Origin of the sequence: Micromonospora sp. NPDC049204 (assembly GCF_040647935.1) — a bacterium.
Lineage (GTDB): Bacteria > Actinomycetota > Actinomycetes > Mycobacteriales > Micromonosporaceae > Micromonospora.
Genome location: NZ_JBEZDC010000023.1, coordinates 18,431 through 35,754, shown reverse-complemented (window position 1 = coordinate 35,754; position 17,324 = coordinate 18,431). Strand labels below are relative to the sequence as shown.

Below are 17,324 nucleotides of genomic sequence, written 5' to 3'. Positions count from 1 at the left end.
TCACCCGAGTAACCGAGCGACTCGTCCGTCCGCTGGTCCCTGAGGCCCTGACCGCGCGCCCAAGCCCATTCCCAATCTCGATGCCCGCCCTACCCGCCTGGGCTTTCCTCGTCGGTACCCGCCGGCGCTTCCGGGATGCTGCTGTGGATTGCTCTTCCCGCACGCTGCGGCGGGGCGCGATGTGGGTCGCCGTGCATGGCGTGCCCACATTGGCTACGCCACACCACGCTCACGTGGGTGGAACGTCAATTCGGCTACGGCATCGCCCGTGCCTACGCCGGCCACACCGACAGCCCAGGATCCTCCACCACCACCTACATCAAAGCCGGCCCTCACGACCTGGCCAACGAGCTGTCGGCCATGACCGGCCAGCCCCATCCGCTGGCCCGTCTGGCGGATCACGCCGACCGGTGGTCGCAGGCGAACTGCGCCGTCTCACCTACGACCAAGTAAGGAACCGATGGCCGTGTGCGGTGCTCCGGGTGAGGCGGCTCCGGAGTGCACCGCATGCGGGGAGGCCCCGCGAGCGACGCCCTACCCTGGTCGCGGCATCTGCCTGTGAGCCGTGTCCACGCTCGGAGCTATTCGGCGATTTCCCAGGCCAGCGCGTGGGGTCGTTGCCCGCCGCTGGTGAGGAACTGTCGTGCCGCTTGCCGGGCGGTCGCGTTGGTGACGCGGGTGCGTTCGGGCCACGCGTCGGTGGGCGTGCCGGCGTAGTCGAAGGTGAACGCGGGCCCGGGTTCGAGGTCTGGCTGGTATCCCCAAGCGCTGCTGCCGTCGGCGGCGACGTGATAGACGAACGACCGTTCGGGGTGCCCGATGCAGATGTCGAGCATGACAGGGAATTCGCCTCCGCCGGGAGCGATGAGGGTGACGCAGTAGGGTAGCTGCTCGGTGTGGGCGGGGCTGATCGTGTCCAGTGCGGCGTCGAGTTCGGCGACGGTACTAACCGACGCGGCGCCGTCGCCGCGTCCCCAGGTGATGTCGATGCTCATCGCCGGATCCCTTCTCCTGTTCCGACGTACAGCTTATGGAGCCACGTGCGGTCGCCGTCGGTGAGGAACACCGTCAGGCGTGTTCCTTGCGGCAGGATCGTGGCGAGGATCTTTTCGCAGACCAGAGGTCTGACCGGATCGTCACAGGGGGCGTGATTGAGCACGAGCGAGGCCTCTGATGGGCTGCCGGGACGGCGCAGCACGGCCGCCGCCTGCGCCTCGGCGTGGTCCATCACGATGGCCTGAGCCAGCGGCGGTTTGAGTCCCACTCCGGCGGCGGGAAGCCTGCCCACTCGGATCTGTCGGCTGCGCAGCCGACCGTCTGGCTCCGCCGAGAAGTCAGGATCGCGCATGATCGCCCCGTCGGCGAGGAGGAACGCTTCGGTCTTGTCCTGCGGTTCGCGGCGACGTGCCAGACTCGCGGCCGCCCGAAGGACCGCCTGCGGCGGGTCAGCAGGTGCGGGTGGTCGACGGTTCCCGCCGCCACCCGCAGTCAGTTTCCCAGGCCGCCCAGCCCACGCACCCGCGTGAGGATCTCCTCGACCTTGCCCGCTGACTGACCGACCGTTATGCCCACTCCATCGAGCTGCTGTGAGCTGCGGTCCACCATCGCGGCAGTGCTGTGATCGGCGGCGCCCTGCAGCGCCGCTTGGATCAACGCCCGCGCTTGGTGAAGCTCTGAGCCGGCAGCTCGGATCAGTTCCCGAGCCCGGTCAAGATGCGCCTTGGCTTGAAGAAGCCGACTGATCAACTCTGCCGCGCTCACCCGAATCACTGTGCCAGAACATAGACATGCGTAGGTAGCGGCTGATCGCCAGGAGCGGTGCTGGGTGAAGCGGCTCCAGTACGGACCGCGCGGCGAGGCCCGCTGCCCGAAGGACCCCTGTGGCTCGCAAGGTTGCAACAAGCATCCGTCTGCTGATGCGAACGGCCCGATCTAGGTCTTTACGCCATGCCCAGCTTCCGGTACGAAGAACACAGCGCTGCGAAGTCGAAAGACTACGCTGCGCTGCGTCGTCTTGGAGGTGGCTATGTTGAGCGAGCGACAGGAGGCCCTGCCCCTTGTCCTGGAGCTGCCGGACGCCCCAGAAGACGACGGCGCAGAAGCACAAGCCAACTTCCGCTTCCAGTGCGAAGTCATCGCCCGCTGGAGCTACGGCCTGTTCGAGCCCGACGGCCCGATCGCAGTGGTCTGCGAGCACCATGAAGACTTCATGGTGCTCTTCGCCAACGGCCAGGTTGACCTCGCATCAGTCAAGCATCGAAGCCGCAACCGCGGGACGTGGTCTGTCGCTGACCTCTGCGACGACGGCGGTCTCACGCACCTGTTCGACCGATGGGTCGCGGTGGCTGCGTCTGGGCGCCCCATCCGTGCCCTACACCTGACCAACGCCGGCCTGACTAACGGACCAGGTCAATCCGCAGAACTGGCAGGCATATGCGAAGCCACGCAGCCAGACGCTGCCCTACTCCTAACCTGGTCGAAGAAACTCGCCCGACAATTTCTCATGGTGTCGCAGCGCAAACGAACGTCCGCCATGCCAACAGGCCAACCACCAGCGCGTCCCGAACACCTGCTCGACACCGACCCGCTCGTACAGCTGGTAGCGCAATTCATACCAATGCTGACCTTCGTGCCGGTGTCCCACCGCGACGACATAGCCGCAAGCACCATCATCGAGGTGGCTCTGCCGCTGTGTCGCGCGAAAGGCTGGGACACACACGACGGCCAGCATGTCCACGACGCGGTCATGACGATCGTCGAGAAGACCGTCCGGACATTCGGCAAACGCCGCCTGGACCTCGCCCGCCAAGTGGTCGGCATGGCGGTGTGGCCCAACGGCATGGAAAGAGATGGACGGCTCGCAGCACGATTGCTCGATGCCAAGGCACTGGACACAGCCATCATCTACGGCGGCGACGTGCCCTTGTTCCCACCCCAGGACACCCCGCTCCCGGCGCCCGGCGGATCCCAACTACGCCGCAAAATGACAGACGGGCAGCTCAGCGCCAGCGCCGTCCATCTCGCCGAACGACTCCGCTCCGCCTGGTACAGCACTCATCGATCGCGCCTACCCGACCTGCCCGGAGATGCGGGAGTCCTCGCGCAGATCGAAGCCGAAGTGCTGGAACTGGTTCTCGACGCCCAAGACGCCGCTCTCGCGGCAGGCACCACCCCATACGGGCACACGTTCTTCCGCCAATTACGCGACACCGTCCGTGTGTCGTCCTTCCGCCAGCGGCCACCGCTGCGCATCAACGATCAGCACGCCTTGGGCGTCTCGTTCGAACTGAGCGACCAGTGCATCTTCGACTTCCTCCCGCCAACCAGCAACGACACTCAGCAGGAGCAGGTGCATGACTGACCGCGGGGCACGCGCTCGTCTGCTAGCCGCACGGCAGCAGGCAGCAGCCCGGGCCATCGCCGCCGAGGCAGCCTTCCACCAAGCCCGGGTGCTCCTCCTCATCGCCGCCTTCTCCGGCCGCAGCCGCGGCCTGCGAAGCCTCGCCCGCATATCCCGACTCGACTATCTGCTGCGCTTCCCGCCCGTCCTGCAATACATCAACCTGACCGACGCAGCGCAGTGGCCAAGCTCAGCGAAACCGCTGCCAGCCGAGCGCAGGGCAACGGACATCAACTTCGCCGCGACACGCTACGGGTTATGGACCGACCGCTACACCCTCATCATCGGCTCCCTCATCGGCAAGCAACTTGTCAGCGTCGTGCCCGGACGCATCCTCGAGGTCATCACCACCCCCGCCGGCCGAGAGGCGGCCAAGCAGCTGTCCAACACAGCACAGTGGAACCCCACCCACCTTCGCGCCGAGTTCCTCCACCGACAGCTCAACATGTCCGCCCCACAGCTCGACGCACTCCTGCGACCTGCGATCCGCCGCCTGGAAGCCGACACCGCCCAGGCAACCGCATGACCAGGCGCCTGCGCATCCGAGCCGTCGAGGTGGTCACCACCCAAACAAGCCGCAGGTTCGACCTCGATCGTCCGCTGACAGCCCTCATCGGCTCGGTGGGCACGGGCAAGTCCAGCCTACTCATGTTGATCAAACACGCGACCGGCGGTCGCGCCGCACTCACCCCAGCAGTGCGCGCCAACGTGACCAGGATCGTCCTCGATCTCCAGGTCGAAGACACCCGCCTGATGCTCGCGCGAAGAGTGCCCGATCCATCAGGCATCGTTGAGATTCTTGACCCATACACCCGCGACATCGAGGCGCAACTGCCCGTCCGAAGCCGCGAAGGCCAGGAGACCATCTCAGACCGGCTACTGGAACGACTCGGAATCCCGCGCGAACGAATCCCGACCCGACGGCGCGGCGCCACCGCTGACACCGTAGCGGTCACCTTTCAAAACCTCATGGCCTATCTGTATGTCGAAGCAGTCGACATCGACCGGTCCATCGCCGGGCACACGGAGACCTACACCGACCGACCGCGTCGAGCGCTGTTCGAGTTCATGTTCGGACTCAACGACGCTGACCTCGCCGCCCTGCAGCGCCGCGAAGGCACGCTGAACAGCGCCATCGCCGCACACAAAGCCGAGGTGACCGCGGTACGCAACTTCCTCGGACAGACCGAGACGCCACCCGAGGACAAAATCGACGAAGACCGACGCGCCATCCTAGTCCGACTCAATGAGATCAATGCAGGACTGGAAGCCCTCGCCTCGCAATCGTCAAGCCCTGGGCCCGCCACCGACGTACTGTTCGCCGAACTCGACCAGACCGCCAGCCAGGAACGCCAGCTACAGGCGGACGCCGCCCGGCGAGCCGAAGCCGTCGCGGCCCGCCGCGCCGCGCTGGCGCAACTGGAACTGGACTACCTTCGCGCTCAACAAGCTCACGTTGCCGGTCATATCCTCGGGGCGCTTGAGTTCGAGGTCTGTCCCCGCTGCCTGCAGCATCTTGATCACCAGACTCTCGCCGATGACCAGTGCCGGCTTTGCCGCCAACCGGAACCCGTCTCCGTGGCAGCCTCCGCCGTCGATGACGAGACCCGGCTCCGCTTCGAGAACCAGATCGCTGAAACCCGACAACTGCTCGACGCAGACGAAAGCGCCGCGACCCGAGCCGCTGAATTGGCGATCACCGCAAGACTGCACCTGCACGCGGTGCGACAACGTCTCGATGAACTCACCCGAAGCCGTACCGCACCGCTGCTCACCCAGACCGCGGCTCTCAGCGGTCAGCACGCCACCATGCTGGCGCGCCTGGCCCGACTAGACGACATGACCAACACCTGGGAGCGGTTCAAGGACATCGAACAACGGCTACGCACCGACGAGGACCAACGCAAAACAGTTCGTGCGGACATCAAGCGACGCAAGCAGGCCATGACTGAAGCCAGAGCGCGAGTCACCCGCTTCGACGCGGCCTTCCAGCGAGAAATCCAACTCATCGGAGTCCCCGGAGTGCAAGAAGCCCACATCGATACCGAAGATTATCTACCTCGGATCGACGGGGCCGCCTTCCACGAGATCCAAGCTTCCGGCGGAGGTGTCGCCACGGCCGTCCACGTCGCCTACAACATCGCCCTGATAACCACTGCGCTCGACGACCCTAACGTCACCGTACCGTCGCTGCTCATCATCGACTCGCCCCAAAACGCCATAGGTCGAAGCCCTACCGACGTCGAACTTAGCCAGCGCATCTACGGTCGAATCGCGAACGTCACCAACGCCGCAAGCCAACGAATCCAAATGATCATCGCGGACAATTCCCTACCACCACTGCCTCCTCGAGCGGACTGGAGTCACATCCACGTCATCGAATTCGGCTACGAAGACCGCGCGATGATTCCGGGCGTCTGGCACAGCGGTCCTGCAGCAGCGAAAACCCGCGTGGAAGACACGGCTGTCGAATAAGCCGCCGCAGTATTCGAACACCAGCGGTGATCAAAAAACTGCGAAGCCCCCGGCTGAAACATGCACTCGCGCCGCCGCCCGACCGTTGGGTCATCGCCGGAGGCACCCGCGATAGCCTGCAACCACAGATGCCGTTGGGTCGAAGGTGAGGCTCGCCCGGTGGGTACCAAATACGAGCCGATGAGTCTGTCCAGGTTGGCCTCCTATCTGGCGTCCGTGGACACCGACCAGATCCGCTGGAAGCTGGTGTGGGAGTTCTTGGAGGAGTACCGCTGGGAGGCGGCCGAGACCAGGGTCGGTCTATTGAGGGATGAGCCTGGGCCAATTGGGGACGTGCGTTGGGACGTGCTGCTTGCGGCGCTCGCGGAGCACCTGCTCGCCCAAGCGGATCTTGCCCCGCCTGCATGGGTCGATGCACGTGTCCTGCGCCGGGCGTGGTTCCCAGCCGAACTGGCCATCCACCGGGCCGACGCGCTGGCATGGGCGCCGGCCGCGTTTCGGAAACATGGTGTGTACCTGTCCGTTCACGACTTGTCCGTGGCGTGAGCGGATCAGTCGGCGTCCCGATGGGGCGGGCGGAACCTGCACTCGCGTTCACCCACCCGGGCGAGGGCTTGTCCGTCGCGGAGCCGTCGCTGGCATCTCCGTTGTTGGTGGTGCGCAAATGGCGCTGCCCTACGATGCTAAACGGGTGACATGGAACGTTGAGGACGCCCGCTTCGCGCCACAATGATGGCTTAGTTAGCTGGCGAAGTGGTCGGCGCGCGCCGCAGCTGTGTAGAGGCGAGAGGTTGAACGGCTCTGCCCGCCGGACCCTGGTATTTGGTCTGGGTCGTATCCGCAGCGGCACACCGCTAAACTACTTGCGGAGCGTCACGACACCGACCTTTACCGTGCCTTTGCAGCCAAGGCGAGTTGTACCGTAACCTACGAGCATGTGCACCCCAAAATGGTGCACATATGGTTCGTGCACGTGTCCGATCCCCCCTCGGACACCAAAGTTCGTGGATATCCACGCGAGATCAACTCCCTCTCGCGTGGGGACGCGAGCCGCGACGACTCATATGTGCGCACCGACCCCAGGGAGCCGGCGCCCCCTGCGCTGACACCCTCGCCCTCGTGCTGGCGGGGGCCTAGGTGAGCCCCGGCAGGCCGCGCCCTCGCCGGCCCGACGAGCAGCTCGTCGAGGCGCTCATACCCACCCCACTGCCGGTCGCATCGCCGGAGCCGGCGCCGCTGCCGACACTGCCCGCACCCGCCGCCCGCACGGGTGATGGCGTGCTGTTCGACGTGGGCCGCCCCGACGCCGCCGGCCGCGTCACCGCTCGTGCACTCTTGCGGGCCTTGGGCTGGACACCGGGCCTCACCCTGCACGTCGACGTCCTGACCGACGCAATCCTGATCACCCCGGCCGCCGAAGGCGCGCACGCCGTGGGAACCCGCGAGGAGTTGCCCCTACCGGCCTCCGCCCGACACCTGTGCGGCATCGCCACCGGCGAACCCGTGCTCCTGGCTGCCCTGCCATGCCAGAACCGCATTGTCGTGCACCCCTCAAACACCATCACGGCGGTCCTGGCCGGCCTGCACGCCCGCATCCTTGGAGAGCCCTCATGACCATGGATTCCGATCGTGTTGCCACCGCCCGAGCGATGCTCGAGCACCTCGGCCTTACCGCCGCCGACCTCACCGGCAGTAACCGGCCTGCCGTGCCGACAGTCGCCGAGTACCTTCCTGTTGTGGTCGCGGCGGCGAGCCCGGGCACCCGATGTACCTACGGCAGCTCCTGGCGACGAATGGTCGCCGCCTACGGCGATCGGCGCATCGACGCGGTGCGGGCCAGCGACATCGAAGCCCTCATGCGACAGGCCGCCGCAGGCGCCCGCCCTCGCCGCAACTCCCGACAAGGCCGGCACGCCGGCGAGCATCTCATCGCCGCCGCCCGCGCCTTCTACAACCGCGCTATCGCCGACGGCTACCTGACCATCGCGGACAGCCCGGCCCACCGGGTCCGTAAACCCCGCCGGCTGCCCAACACCCGCCGTGCCCTCACCCCTGGCGAGCTGTCCGACATCAACGCCGCCGCCCGCAGCGGCGGCAACGACATCATCCTCGACGCCCTGATCCTGCGACTGCACACCGAAACGGCCTGCCGACGCAGCGGCGCCCTCGCGCTACGCCCGATCGACCTGGACACCGACCACGCGCTGATCCGCCTGTCCGAGAAGGGCGGCACGCAACGCTGGCAGCCCATCACACCGATGCTCGCCAGCCGGTTGGATGACCATGCCCGAGCCCGCGGCGCTGTCGCACCGACCGATGCGCTGCTGCGCTATCGCAATGGCCAACCCGCCTCCTACCGGCGCTACGACCTGATGTGGAAACGCATCGGCCGACAGTTGCCGTGGGTCGCCGTCCAAGGCATCTCCACCCGTTGGCTGCGCCACACCACCCTGACGTGGGTCGAGCGGCACTTCGGCTACGCCGTCGCCCGCGCCTACGCCGGGCACACCGACCGCCGCGGACCCGCCACCACCACCTACATCAAAGCCGACCTGCACGCCGTCGCCACCGCGCTGGCCGCACTCACCGGTCAGCCACACCCACTGGCCGTCGAACAGCGAGGGGGCACGGCCTTAGCCTCAGTCCGTGGAGCCGCCGACCCGGCTGCCGTGATCAGTTCAGGCCCTCACCGCAGCATCCGTCATCGCACCCCTCGGCCGTGCCCACCGGGTCTCTGGAGAGCGGGTGGGGAATGCAGCAGGTGTCGCCGCGCAAGGCTTCGCGGCCTTCCTTGACCGCAACCGCGCCGATCGTCAGGGCGGCGACCGGATCCGCCCACCCCCAGCCGAAGATGCTGTTGAGCAGCAACCCCACCAGCAGGACAGCGGACAGGTACGTGCAGAGCAGGGTCTGCTTGGAGTCTGCGACCGCGGTGCGCGAACCGAGCTCGCGGCCGGCGCGTCGCTGGGCGTAGGACAGCCCAGGCATGACCGCGAGGGACACCGCGGCCAAGCCGTGCGTGTCTTCGTGTGACGTGGTGGTCGTCGGCGGCGGGCAGGCGGCCCTGGCGGCGGGCTACTACCTGCGCCGCGACGGTCTGGATGACGTCATCCTCGACGCCCAGTCACAGCCTGGTGGGGCGTGGCGGCACGGTTGGGAGTCGTTGCGGTTGTTCTCACCGGCGGACTACAGTCCGCTGCCCGGGTGGGGGATGCCGCGGCAGGAGGGCGAGGAGTTCCCCACCGCCGGGCACGTCGTGGACTACCTACAGGCCTACGAGCAACGCTATGAGCTGCGGGTGCGCCGTCCGGTCCGCGTCCGTGAGGTGCGGCGCGCCGGGGACCGCTTGGCGGTGGAGACCGGCGACGGGAGCTGGTGGGCCCGGTATGTCATTTCCGCCAGTGGCACGTGGGAGAGAGCACGACCTGCGGGAACGCGGAGCGGGTTCCTTCCTGTCCCGTCCCTTCTGGACGTCCCCCGCCGCTCGTCCGCTGGGTGATGTCGGCGGTCGGCAGCAACCCCCGCTCCGGTATCCGGATCTGGCCGATGAGAGTGCGCAAGACTCGCGGGGCACGATCCCGCAACCGGCCGACCATCGCGCCCGCGGCCGGATGACTACACGCCAACCGCGGCGCCGCCTGCGTACCTGCCTTGTGGCGAGAAGTTCTCGGATGGGTAAAGGTCGCAGAATCATCACAGGCAGCAGCCCGGCGAGCACCCGCTCCCACAGGTACGCGCCAGAATTCGACGTCGGGAACTACTCGACCTTGTGCGCCGTAGTAGTTGAGGAGGCCACCTGTGCCGACCCCTGAGTTCGACGGTGCCCAGCCGGCACCGTTCGGGTCTGTGCCCTTTCAGCCGAATGAACGCGAGATTCACCGGCTTCTGGGGGTGATGGGCGATGCTCCAGCCGACCAGTACGCCGATGCCATTCGCATCCTTCGCGGGAACCCGCCGCTACAGACCGGCTCGCTCATCCTGGCGCACATGGCTCGCGAGATCGACTCGGCGCTTCGCGAACTGCTCTACTCCTTCGTCCCCGTGGAGGTGCAGGACCGTCTCGAGGCTGAGAAGCCGAAGGATCGACGAGACCCGGACCGCGCGCTGGTGATCGACGAGATTTGCTCGGCGCTCGGGTTCGACAGCACCGACGAGATCCGTTCCCTCTGGAAGAGCTCGGGGGCGTGGCATGACGCGGCCCACCGCGGCGCCCTGCTCGCCAACCGCCCGGCTGACGCGGCGTTCATCGAACGCTGGGACAGGCTTGGCGCCGTCCTCAAGGTGGTGCTGCGCGCGTACGAAGGGTCGTTCACCCGCGCCCTGCCCACGATCGACGAACTCGCGACCGCCGAACCGATCACCAAGGAGAAGGTCTCACATCTCCTGAACAAGGTTCCTAACAGTGCGCCGGCCCTGAACCGCTTCTTCGAGCACGCATCGGCTGCATGGTTCCCGCACCTGTTGAAAAAGAACTACTTCCGGTCGCCGCCGCCATTGCAGCCCAACGAGGACGGCCTGCTGACCTACAAGCCGTGGCCGCCAGGGCGCTACCTCATCAGAATGATGCAGGAGCCGAAGCTCGTGCCCGATGTCATCGACGTCGTTCTCCAGTTGGAGACCGACAACCCCCAAGCCGCCGAGACCGTCGCTGACGTTGCCCTCGCGGCACCTATCGCACTCGCGCGCCCGTTGGCCGGGAAGATCGCTCAGCTGCTCCGGTCGCCCGCCCAGTGGGCCCTGCCGTCCCAGGCAACCGAGCTGCTCCCCAGGCTCGCCGCCGACGGTCAGCTTGAAGAAGCCGCCGCCATCCTGGCTGAGCTGCTACCTTCGCCGACCCGGCGGGGGGCGGGAGGTGGATACATTCCGCCCGAACTCGTCATCCGGCTCTTCCCGCAGCTAGGTGTGCCGGGGCTGGCTGTCATTGCGACTCGTCTCGCGCAAAGAGAAGAAGGCGGGCGTGATGAGCTCAGCCACTCCCGCATCTGGTGGCCTGACATCACGTCCGACAAGCTCTTCGGAGCGCGCGACGAACTGGTCACCATGCTGCGCGACGCTGCCACCGCCGTCGCCACCGAAATCGGCCCAGAGCAGGTTGTGTCCGAGCTCGACGCGCACCAAGGCGGCATCTTCCGCCGCCTCGCACTGTACGTCCTACTCCTGAGCCCAGAACCGGAGCTGGTCAGCGCGTCGCTGACAGACCAGACCCTGTTCCACGAGCGGGACTGCTTCGTCGAGTACGGACATCTTTTGGACACCCACTTCGGCAGTCTCGAACCCGACGACCGCAAACGCGTCCTGGCACTGATCGACCAAGGGCCTAAACACACCGACGACCCGGCGGCGATCAAACAGTGGAGGCATCGACAGCTCGCGCGGCTCGGCGACGCGCTCCCGGAGGCATACCGTGCCGAGAGGGAGGCGCTGGTCCGGGAGCTCGGCGACCCGGAGATCGCGAACCACGTGATCGAGTTTAAAGCCCGTAGCAGTGCAGATCGGGCAGACCTGCCGCTGCCGGCGCTGGAGGAGATGACCGATGACGACCTCATCTCTTTCCTGACGGCATGGACGCCGACCGGGCGCTGGGACGATACCGGCAGGGACGACATGCGTGAACGACTCCAAGCCGCTGCTGCAGACGGCCCGCGCCGCTTCGCCGCGCTCGCTCCCCGCTTCCTAGACCTGGACCCCACCTACGCCCGCGGTCTGCTGAAGGGACTCCGTCAGGCGATCGAATGCGCAGATGACCAGCAGGGTTCGGCCGCCGCATCGGTTGCCGACTGGCAACCCGTGCTCGACTTCGCCGCCGCGTCCCTGGCCCAGCCGGCCCAGCTGCCCGGACGTCCTACTCAGGGAAACGGCGAGCAGGACCCAGGCTGGAACTGGGCTTGGCAAGAAGTGGCCGAACTGCTGACCGCCGGCCTGCGCAGCGACATCCCGCAGGCCAACCTCGAACAGGCCCTCGCGGTGATCAGCCAGCTGCTCGACGCCGACGACTCGACCGGCGATGACGGTCCGCCCTTCGAGACAGCGATCAACAGCATCGGCGGCAACGGCTGGATGGCGCTGCTCCAATACGCCATCCGCCTACATAACCCTGCAGCACCCACACTCGACGCCACCGTCCGCCAACTGCTCGAAAAGCACCTCGACCCGGCACGCCGGTCAAACTCACCGATCCGCAGCCTCTACGGCTACAAGATCCACCTCCTGACGGTGCTGGACGAACAGTGGACACGTCAGCACCTCGAGGAGATCTTCCCCCACGTCACTAAGCCGGGCATCGCGTCGGCTGCTTGGAACGCCTACCTGCTGTACGGACGGCTGACCGTAGAGACGGCAACGCTCCTCCAGCCGTTGTATGAGCGGCACGCCATGTCCCTCAGCCACGCGCCGCAGATGGCCCCTCCCATTGAAGGCGCACAGCACGAGCAGCCCGAGGATCGTCTGTTGTCGCACCTCGGGCTGCTTTACCGGGACGGCACGATCCCGCCACACGCAGGCTGGCTCGCGGACTTCTTCAACCACGCGCCGCTGCGCCTACGCGCACGCCTCATCGAACACATCGGCCGGCAACTGCACAGCATGGACCAGCTCGACCAAGACCAGACCAACCGGTTAAAGGCTCTATGGGAGAATCGCCGAATTGCGGCCACCCAAGCCGGCGGTGACGCAGCCGAGCTCGCCGGCTTCGGACACTGGTTCAGCTCCGGGAAGCTGCCCGACGCCTGGGCGCTCGATCAGCTCAACCAAACCCTCGCCGCCGGAACAACGCTCGCCTCATGCCGTGACATCGCCGAACGTCTCGCAACGCTTGGCGCCGACGAACTGACGGAGTCGGTAACCGCCATCGCAGGACTGGTGGATTCACCCGACCGACCCTGGTTCATCAGCAGCGCTCGAACCTCCATCTCCGCCGTGCTGCGCAACGGCTTGCAAGCTGCCGACCCCGCAACCCGTCGGATCGCCAAACAGACCGTGAGTCGCCTCGTCGCCCGAGGCCACAGCAGTTTCGGATCCCTGACCGAGGCCACCGCGGGTGGTGGTGATCAGCCGCCAGCGACCGCCGAGCCGATCGAGGATGCGGCCGACGGCGGGTGACGAGTTCGTTCCTCCCGAGCACGGCATCGGCTTAGCGGTTCAGAGGTCAGGCTGACGGGCCGGGACGGCCGGCTCCTCGATGACGAGGCCGGCCACGTCGACGCGGCCGTCGCGCAATTTCCGCTCGACGCCACGCCTGGACAGTTTCGCGCCCGCCATGATCTACGTCCTGATCACCGGGGGAAATTGGCCACCGCCACCGAGTGCGGCGTCGCGCTGGCGATGAGGGATATCCTGCTTGGGGCCTGAGATAGCGATCTTGTTCGAGAATCATGCACGCAGAGTGGAGGTGGGCGCCGATGCCCGCGGATGGCCCGCTGCCCGGGAAGAATCCGCGGTTGCCCCCGACACCCAGCCTCTCCGAGTACGAGTTCGAGGACTTTACCGAGCGTCTGCTCAGTGCGAACCGGTTCTGTCCGGGCTCGGCTCGTCGGGTGACCCGGGTAGAGCGTTGGGGCCGGCGAGGCGACTCTCAGGACGGCATCGACTTCGAAGGTGAATACAGCGACGGAAAGACCGCCGCTTGGCAGTGCAAGCGATACGACAAGCTGACCCCGGCAGCCATCCGGGAAGTCGTGCGCGTCTGCACCTTTCAGGCAGACGAGTACTACCTGGTCTTCTCTGGCGAGGCATCGCGCAACGCTAGAAAGGAGATCAAGAAGCACCCCAAGTGGCAGCTACTTGATCAGCGTGCCCTCGGACGCATGTTGGACGATCACCCCTTGCATAAGCGACGGGACGTCCTCGATGCGACGTGGGACCGGCCGACCCGACAGTTCCTTCTTGGTGTTCCCGGCACCGACGCATTTCTCAGTCTCTACACCTTTGTCCAAGATCGCATGAAGGAAGACGCGCCCCTCAACGACCGTGGACCCCGCGTTGGACGCGACGCCGAGCTCGCCGCGTTACGGACTGCACTCGACCGATCAGCGGACTACCCGACGGTCGTCGTTGTTGCCGGACCCGGAGGCCGCGGCAAGACGCGTTTGCTCACTGAAGCATTGGCAGAGTTCGAGCAGGCCAACCCCCAGGTTCCGGTCGTCTGCCTTTCACCCGGACGCAGCCTTGACCAAACAGCAATCGACGAACTTCCGCACACACCGGCCGTCGTGCTGGTGGACGACGCACACCGCGACCCGGCCGCCCTCGCAGCGCTGCTCACCTACGCGCGCCTGACGGAGGGCACCCAGGTTGTCCTCGGCTCCCGGACGTCCGGAGTCGCCGCCGTGCAGGCCGAGATCATCAACGCCCGGTTTGCGCCGGCTCAGGTCGAGACAATCCCGGTCGAGGAGCTGAGCCGGCGGGACGCACGCAAGCTGGTCACCAGCATCGCCCACGGCCTCGACCTGACATTGACGGCGCAGGAGTACTTCGCCGGCCAAGCCATTGACTCGCCGCACGTGGCGGTCATCGGCGTCAACCTGATCCGTAGCGGCAGGTTGACAGCGCCCCTGAAGGCCGACGACGCCCTTCGCCAGCAGGTTCTCGCCCGGTATCAGGAGGTTGCCGCCGGCGAGCTGGAAGGCGTACCGAAGCGCACGGTTCGACGAGCACTCGCCGTCTTCGCGGCTCTCGGCCCGATTGACGACACCGACGACGCACTGTGCACAGACATCGCCCGATTTGTCGACTTGGACATGGGCGACCTGCTGCGCCTCTGCCAAAGCTTGCAAGATCGCGGCGTTTTAGTGACGCGCAGCGGACTGACCCGCGTAGTCCCCGACGTGCTTGCGGACGAGATCTTGGAGACCGAGGCCGCGGTCGGGCGCCACGCGACCGGCTTCGCTCAGCAACTGTGGGAGGCCTTCGGTAGCCCTTCCGACGACCGGCTCGTGACCACGCTCGCGGAACTCGACTGGCGGCTCGTTCGACGGCACGGGCCATCGGTCATCGGGCCGATTTGGGAGTCGGTGGCGGACCGCCTCCGCGTTGCCGAACCCGTCGAGTTGCATCGGGCGCTTCGTGGGCTTCGCAACTTGGCGACCACCCTGCCAGTTCCGTTCCTGACAGTGCTCGAGGAACTCCGGGTCCGACTGCAGGAAATTGACCGAACAGTCGACGCTGCTTCAGCCCCTCACCCGTTCTTCGACCGCGCCGAGAGCTCAAGGGACGTTCTCTGGCTCATGCCCGAGCTGTACGGGCAGTGCGCAGCCAGCGCCCCAGAGACGCTCGAGACGGTCCTCGACGCGCTGTGGTCGCTGTACCGCGATGACTCAAGGCCACCGAACCAGTACCCGGGCCATGCTGTGCGGGTCATCGATGGCCGGCTCGCGAGCATCGGCGACATGCTGGACCCGTCGTTCCCTCCCGGGATCGTGGCGTGGGTCGACAAGCAGCTCGCCCAGGCGACCGACCCGCGGCAAGCGACGCCGATGTTCGCGCTACGCCCCCTGCTCGCGAAGGATGGCACCCGGACCGTCGCGGAAACCCGCCGACGCATTTCACTCCGCCCGTACGCCGTGGCGGCGACCTGGGCACGCCCGATCCGAGACGCGATCCGATCAACGCTTCTCCGGCAAGCGAGCGGGACCGACCTGCGCCGAGCCGGGGAGGCTGTTCGCCTCCTCGGCATAGCGGTCCGTCAACCGGCAGGTCCGGCCAACCGGGAAGTGACGATGGAAGAGGTTCTCGGTTGGGAAGAGGACGATCTCGCCACGCTGACTACTTTGGAGACGGCGGCTGTTTCCACCGGCAGCGCGGTGATCCGCCGACTGATCCGCCACGAGATCGGTTGGACAGCCGAGCACGCTCGATCGGTATGTGTTCGCCGTGCTGCTCTGAGTCTCGTGACGTCGCTCGACCACCGGGACGACGACCTGGCAGAGGTCCTCCTGAGCAGGTTCCGAGGCTTCCCGACGCGGCGCGGAGTGACGGTTGCAACGATCGATGAGCTACGGGCAGCGGAAGCAGCGAGAGCCGCCCGTGAAGCCGGCATGCCGGAGGACGAGATCGATGCAGAACACAGCGAGCAGCGCCGAGTCAGGATCGAGGAGCGGACGGCGATGCAGGAGCGCGCAGTCGCGCAGGTCGTCAGGCGGCTTACGTCCGACAGCATCCCTGAGTTGGTGCGAACGCTCCGCACCTGCGCGGTAGAGGTCGAGCTGGCGGCACCTAGGTCACCTACGCTGTGGGGCGTCTGGCGGGAGTTCGCCAAGCAGAGATCCGATCTCATCCCTCACGTGGTTCGGGAGATCGCCGACGGGCCTGCGTCTGTCCTCGACCAGAGTCTGCATCAGCTGCTGGATGCCTGGGCCGACTACGACGCGAACGGTTTACTCGCTTGGCTGGCTGACGCTTCGAGCTACCGCATGGACGTGCGTCTAGCCATCGGCAACGCCTTCGCCACGTATGCCTGGACGGACCGGGGGGCGCCCTTCGAGCAGATCCACCGCGAGGGCATAGCGGAAGCCGAGCCCGAGCTACGCGACCGTTTCATCATGGGCAGCCACAAGTTGCTCGCCACCGCGCCCGCCGCGACGGCCCGGCTTCTGCTCAACGAACAAGCTTCACCGCACGCTCTGACGAATGCACTGGAGAGCGCATGCGGCTACGACGGGCTCAGCTGGGGCCAGGCCCAGAGCGACGAAGACGCCTCGGCGATCCTCGACTTGATCGACTACGCAGGCTGGGACGACTACACCCTCCAGCAGATCGCCGCCGGCATAGCACTCACTTACCCACGCCTGGTCCTTGGCCATCTCCAGAACCTGCACGGCGACGGCGGCCGCTTGCCGACAGACGTCGATGGCTTCGCGGACGCCTTCGACCGAAACGCCGAGGCGCTCGCGCACTGGGTGGTCGACCGCGCTCAACACGGCGAAGCCGCGAACACATCGATCGTCGTCTCGATCGCCATGGGGAGTGGCATGACGACCACTCAGGCCCAACATCTCGCCGCAGCCGTCGATGAGCTCGACGGTGCCGCGCTCGAGGACACGGTGGCGGCGCTCCGAGACGTCGGCACGTGGCCTCTGTGTCACCCCGACCTGGCCAGGAACATACTCGTCAGGGCACGCCTGTTGAACGGCAACCTGGCGACGCGCGTGCTCGCCGACATCTCGGGCGCCATGACGCTCCGCTCGTGGGGCTTCTTGAACGGCGTGTCCGACGAGCTCAACAAGGCTCGCGCGGCCGCCGCACAGGCAGCGGCCACTGAGACAGATCCGGACCTCAAAGCAGCTTGCACCGCTGCCGAGTTGTGGGCGGCTACCCATGCCGAGCAGCTTCTTGCCGAAGGTGACGAGAACGATGACTGATCAGCGTGAGCCGTCAGGCTGGCTGGACGTCGACTAGCCGAACTGGCACAAAGCCAACCAGCCTCTATGGATCCTGCACCAGGTCTTCAACGCGA

13 protein-coding genes and 1 pseudogene are annotated in these 17,324 nt (G+C 66.5%); 10 read left to right on the top strand and 4 right to left on the bottom strand.

The window, feature by feature from the left end; genetic code table 11:
* The first annotated feature begins 237 nt into the window (after nucleotides 1-237).
* Nucleotides 238-453, top strand: a complete 216-nt coding sequence (locus AB0A90_RS31595; protein ID WP_357254989.1) for a hypothetical protein — start codon at nucleotides 238-240, stop codon at nucleotides 451-453.
* A gap of 128 nt (nucleotides 454-581) precedes the next feature.
* Here AB0A90_RS31595 and AB0A90_RS31590 read toward each other — a convergent pair whose 3' ends face one another.
* The 3 genes from AB0A90_RS31590 to AB0A90_RS31580 form a co-directional block, all read right to left on the bottom strand.
* Nucleotides 582-995 (bottom strand): Imm1 family immunity protein, encoded by a 414-nt coding sequence (locus AB0A90_RS31590; protein WP_357254987.1) that lies wholly within the window; start codon nucleotides 993-995, stop codon nucleotides 582-584.
* The gene (locus AB0A90_RS31585; RefSeq protein ID WP_357254985.1) at nucleotides 992-1,348 is read right to left on the bottom strand and encodes a DddA-like double-stranded DNA deaminase toxin; all 357 of its coding nucleotides are present in this window, start codon (nucleotides 1,346-1,348) and stop codon (nucleotides 992-994) included. The genes AB0A90_RS31590 and AB0A90_RS31585 overlap by 4 nt, the downstream gene beginning before the upstream one ends.
* A gap of 140 nt (nucleotides 1,349-1,488) precedes the next feature.
* On the bottom strand, nucleotides 1,489-1,761 hold the full coding sequence (locus AB0A90_RS31580) for a DUF6244 family protein (RefSeq protein ID WP_357254983.1): 273 nt from the start codon (nucleotides 1,759-1,761) through the stop codon (nucleotides 1,489-1,491).
* A 268-nt stretch (nucleotides 1,762-2,029) separates the two neighbouring features.
* On the opposite strand from AB0A90_RS31580, the gene AB0A90_RS31575 reads away from it, so the two are divergent.
* From AB0A90_RS31575 to AB0A90_RS31550, 6 genes are all read left to right on the top strand, one after another.
* Nucleotides 2,030-3,361: a hypothetical protein gene (locus tag AB0A90_RS31575; RefSeq protein WP_357254981.1), complete on the top strand. Its 1,332-nt coding sequence runs from the start codon at nucleotides 2,030-2,032 to the stop codon at nucleotides 3,359-3,361.
* Nucleotides 3,354-3,926, top strand: a complete 573-nt coding sequence (locus AB0A90_RS31570) for a hypothetical protein (RefSeq protein ID WP_357254979.1) — start codon at nucleotides 3,354-3,356, stop codon at nucleotides 3,924-3,926. Before AB0A90_RS31575 ends, AB0A90_RS31570 begins: the two co-directional genes overlap by 8 nt.
* Entirely contained in the window at nucleotides 3,923-5,875 is a 1,953-nt protein-coding gene (locus AB0A90_RS31565) for a hypothetical protein (protein WP_357254977.1), read from the top strand. Before AB0A90_RS31570 ends, AB0A90_RS31565 begins: the two co-directional genes overlap by 4 nt.
* Before the next feature lie 159 nt (nucleotides 5,876-6,034).
* Entirely contained in the window at nucleotides 6,035-6,421 is a 387-nt protein-coding gene (locus AB0A90_RS31560) for a hypothetical protein (RefSeq protein ID WP_357254975.1), read from the top strand.
* Nucleotides 6,422-7,153: 732 nt separating this feature from the next.
* Nucleotides 7,154-7,489 (top strand): hypothetical protein, encoded by a 336-nt coding sequence (locus AB0A90_RS31555; protein ID WP_357254973.1) that lies wholly within the window; start codon nucleotides 7,154-7,156, stop codon nucleotides 7,487-7,489.
* A complete protein-coding gene (locus AB0A90_RS31550; RefSeq protein WP_357254972.1) occupies nucleotides 7,399-8,670 on the top strand; it encodes a site-specific integrase in 1,272 nt (423 codons plus the stop codon). Before AB0A90_RS31555 ends, AB0A90_RS31550 begins: the two co-directional genes overlap by 91 nt.
* Here AB0A90_RS31550 and AB0A90_RS31545 read toward each other — a convergent pair.
* Nucleotides 8,621-8,987, bottom strand: a pseudogene (locus tag AB0A90_RS31545) (cation transporter); the annotation flags it as partial. The gene AB0A90_RS31550 and the pseudogene AB0A90_RS31545 sit on opposite strands and share 50 nt — an antisense overlap.
* On the opposite strand from AB0A90_RS31545, the gene AB0A90_RS31540 reads away from it, so the two are divergent.
* From AB0A90_RS31540 to AB0A90_RS31530, 3 genes are all read left to right on the top strand, one after another.
* A complete protein-coding gene (locus AB0A90_RS31540; protein WP_357254969.1) occupies nucleotides 8,895-9,374 on the top strand; it encodes an NAD(P)-binding domain-containing protein in 480 nt (159 codons plus the stop codon). The pseudogene AB0A90_RS31545 and the gene AB0A90_RS31540 overlap by 93 nt on opposite strands.
* A gap of 299 nt (nucleotides 9,375-9,673) precedes the next feature.
* Nucleotides 9,674-12,973 (top strand): hypothetical protein, encoded by a 3,300-nt coding sequence (locus tag AB0A90_RS31535; RefSeq protein WP_357254967.1) that lies wholly within the window; start codon nucleotides 9,674-9,676, stop codon nucleotides 12,971-12,973.
* Between the two features lie 299 nt (nucleotides 12,974-13,272).
* Nucleotides 13,273-17,229, top strand: coding sequence for a restriction endonuclease (locus AB0A90_RS31530; protein WP_357254965.1), 3,957 nt, complete (start codon nucleotides 13,273-13,275; stop codon nucleotides 17,227-17,229).
* The last annotated feature ends 95 nt before the right edge of the window (nucleotides 17,230-17,324 follow it).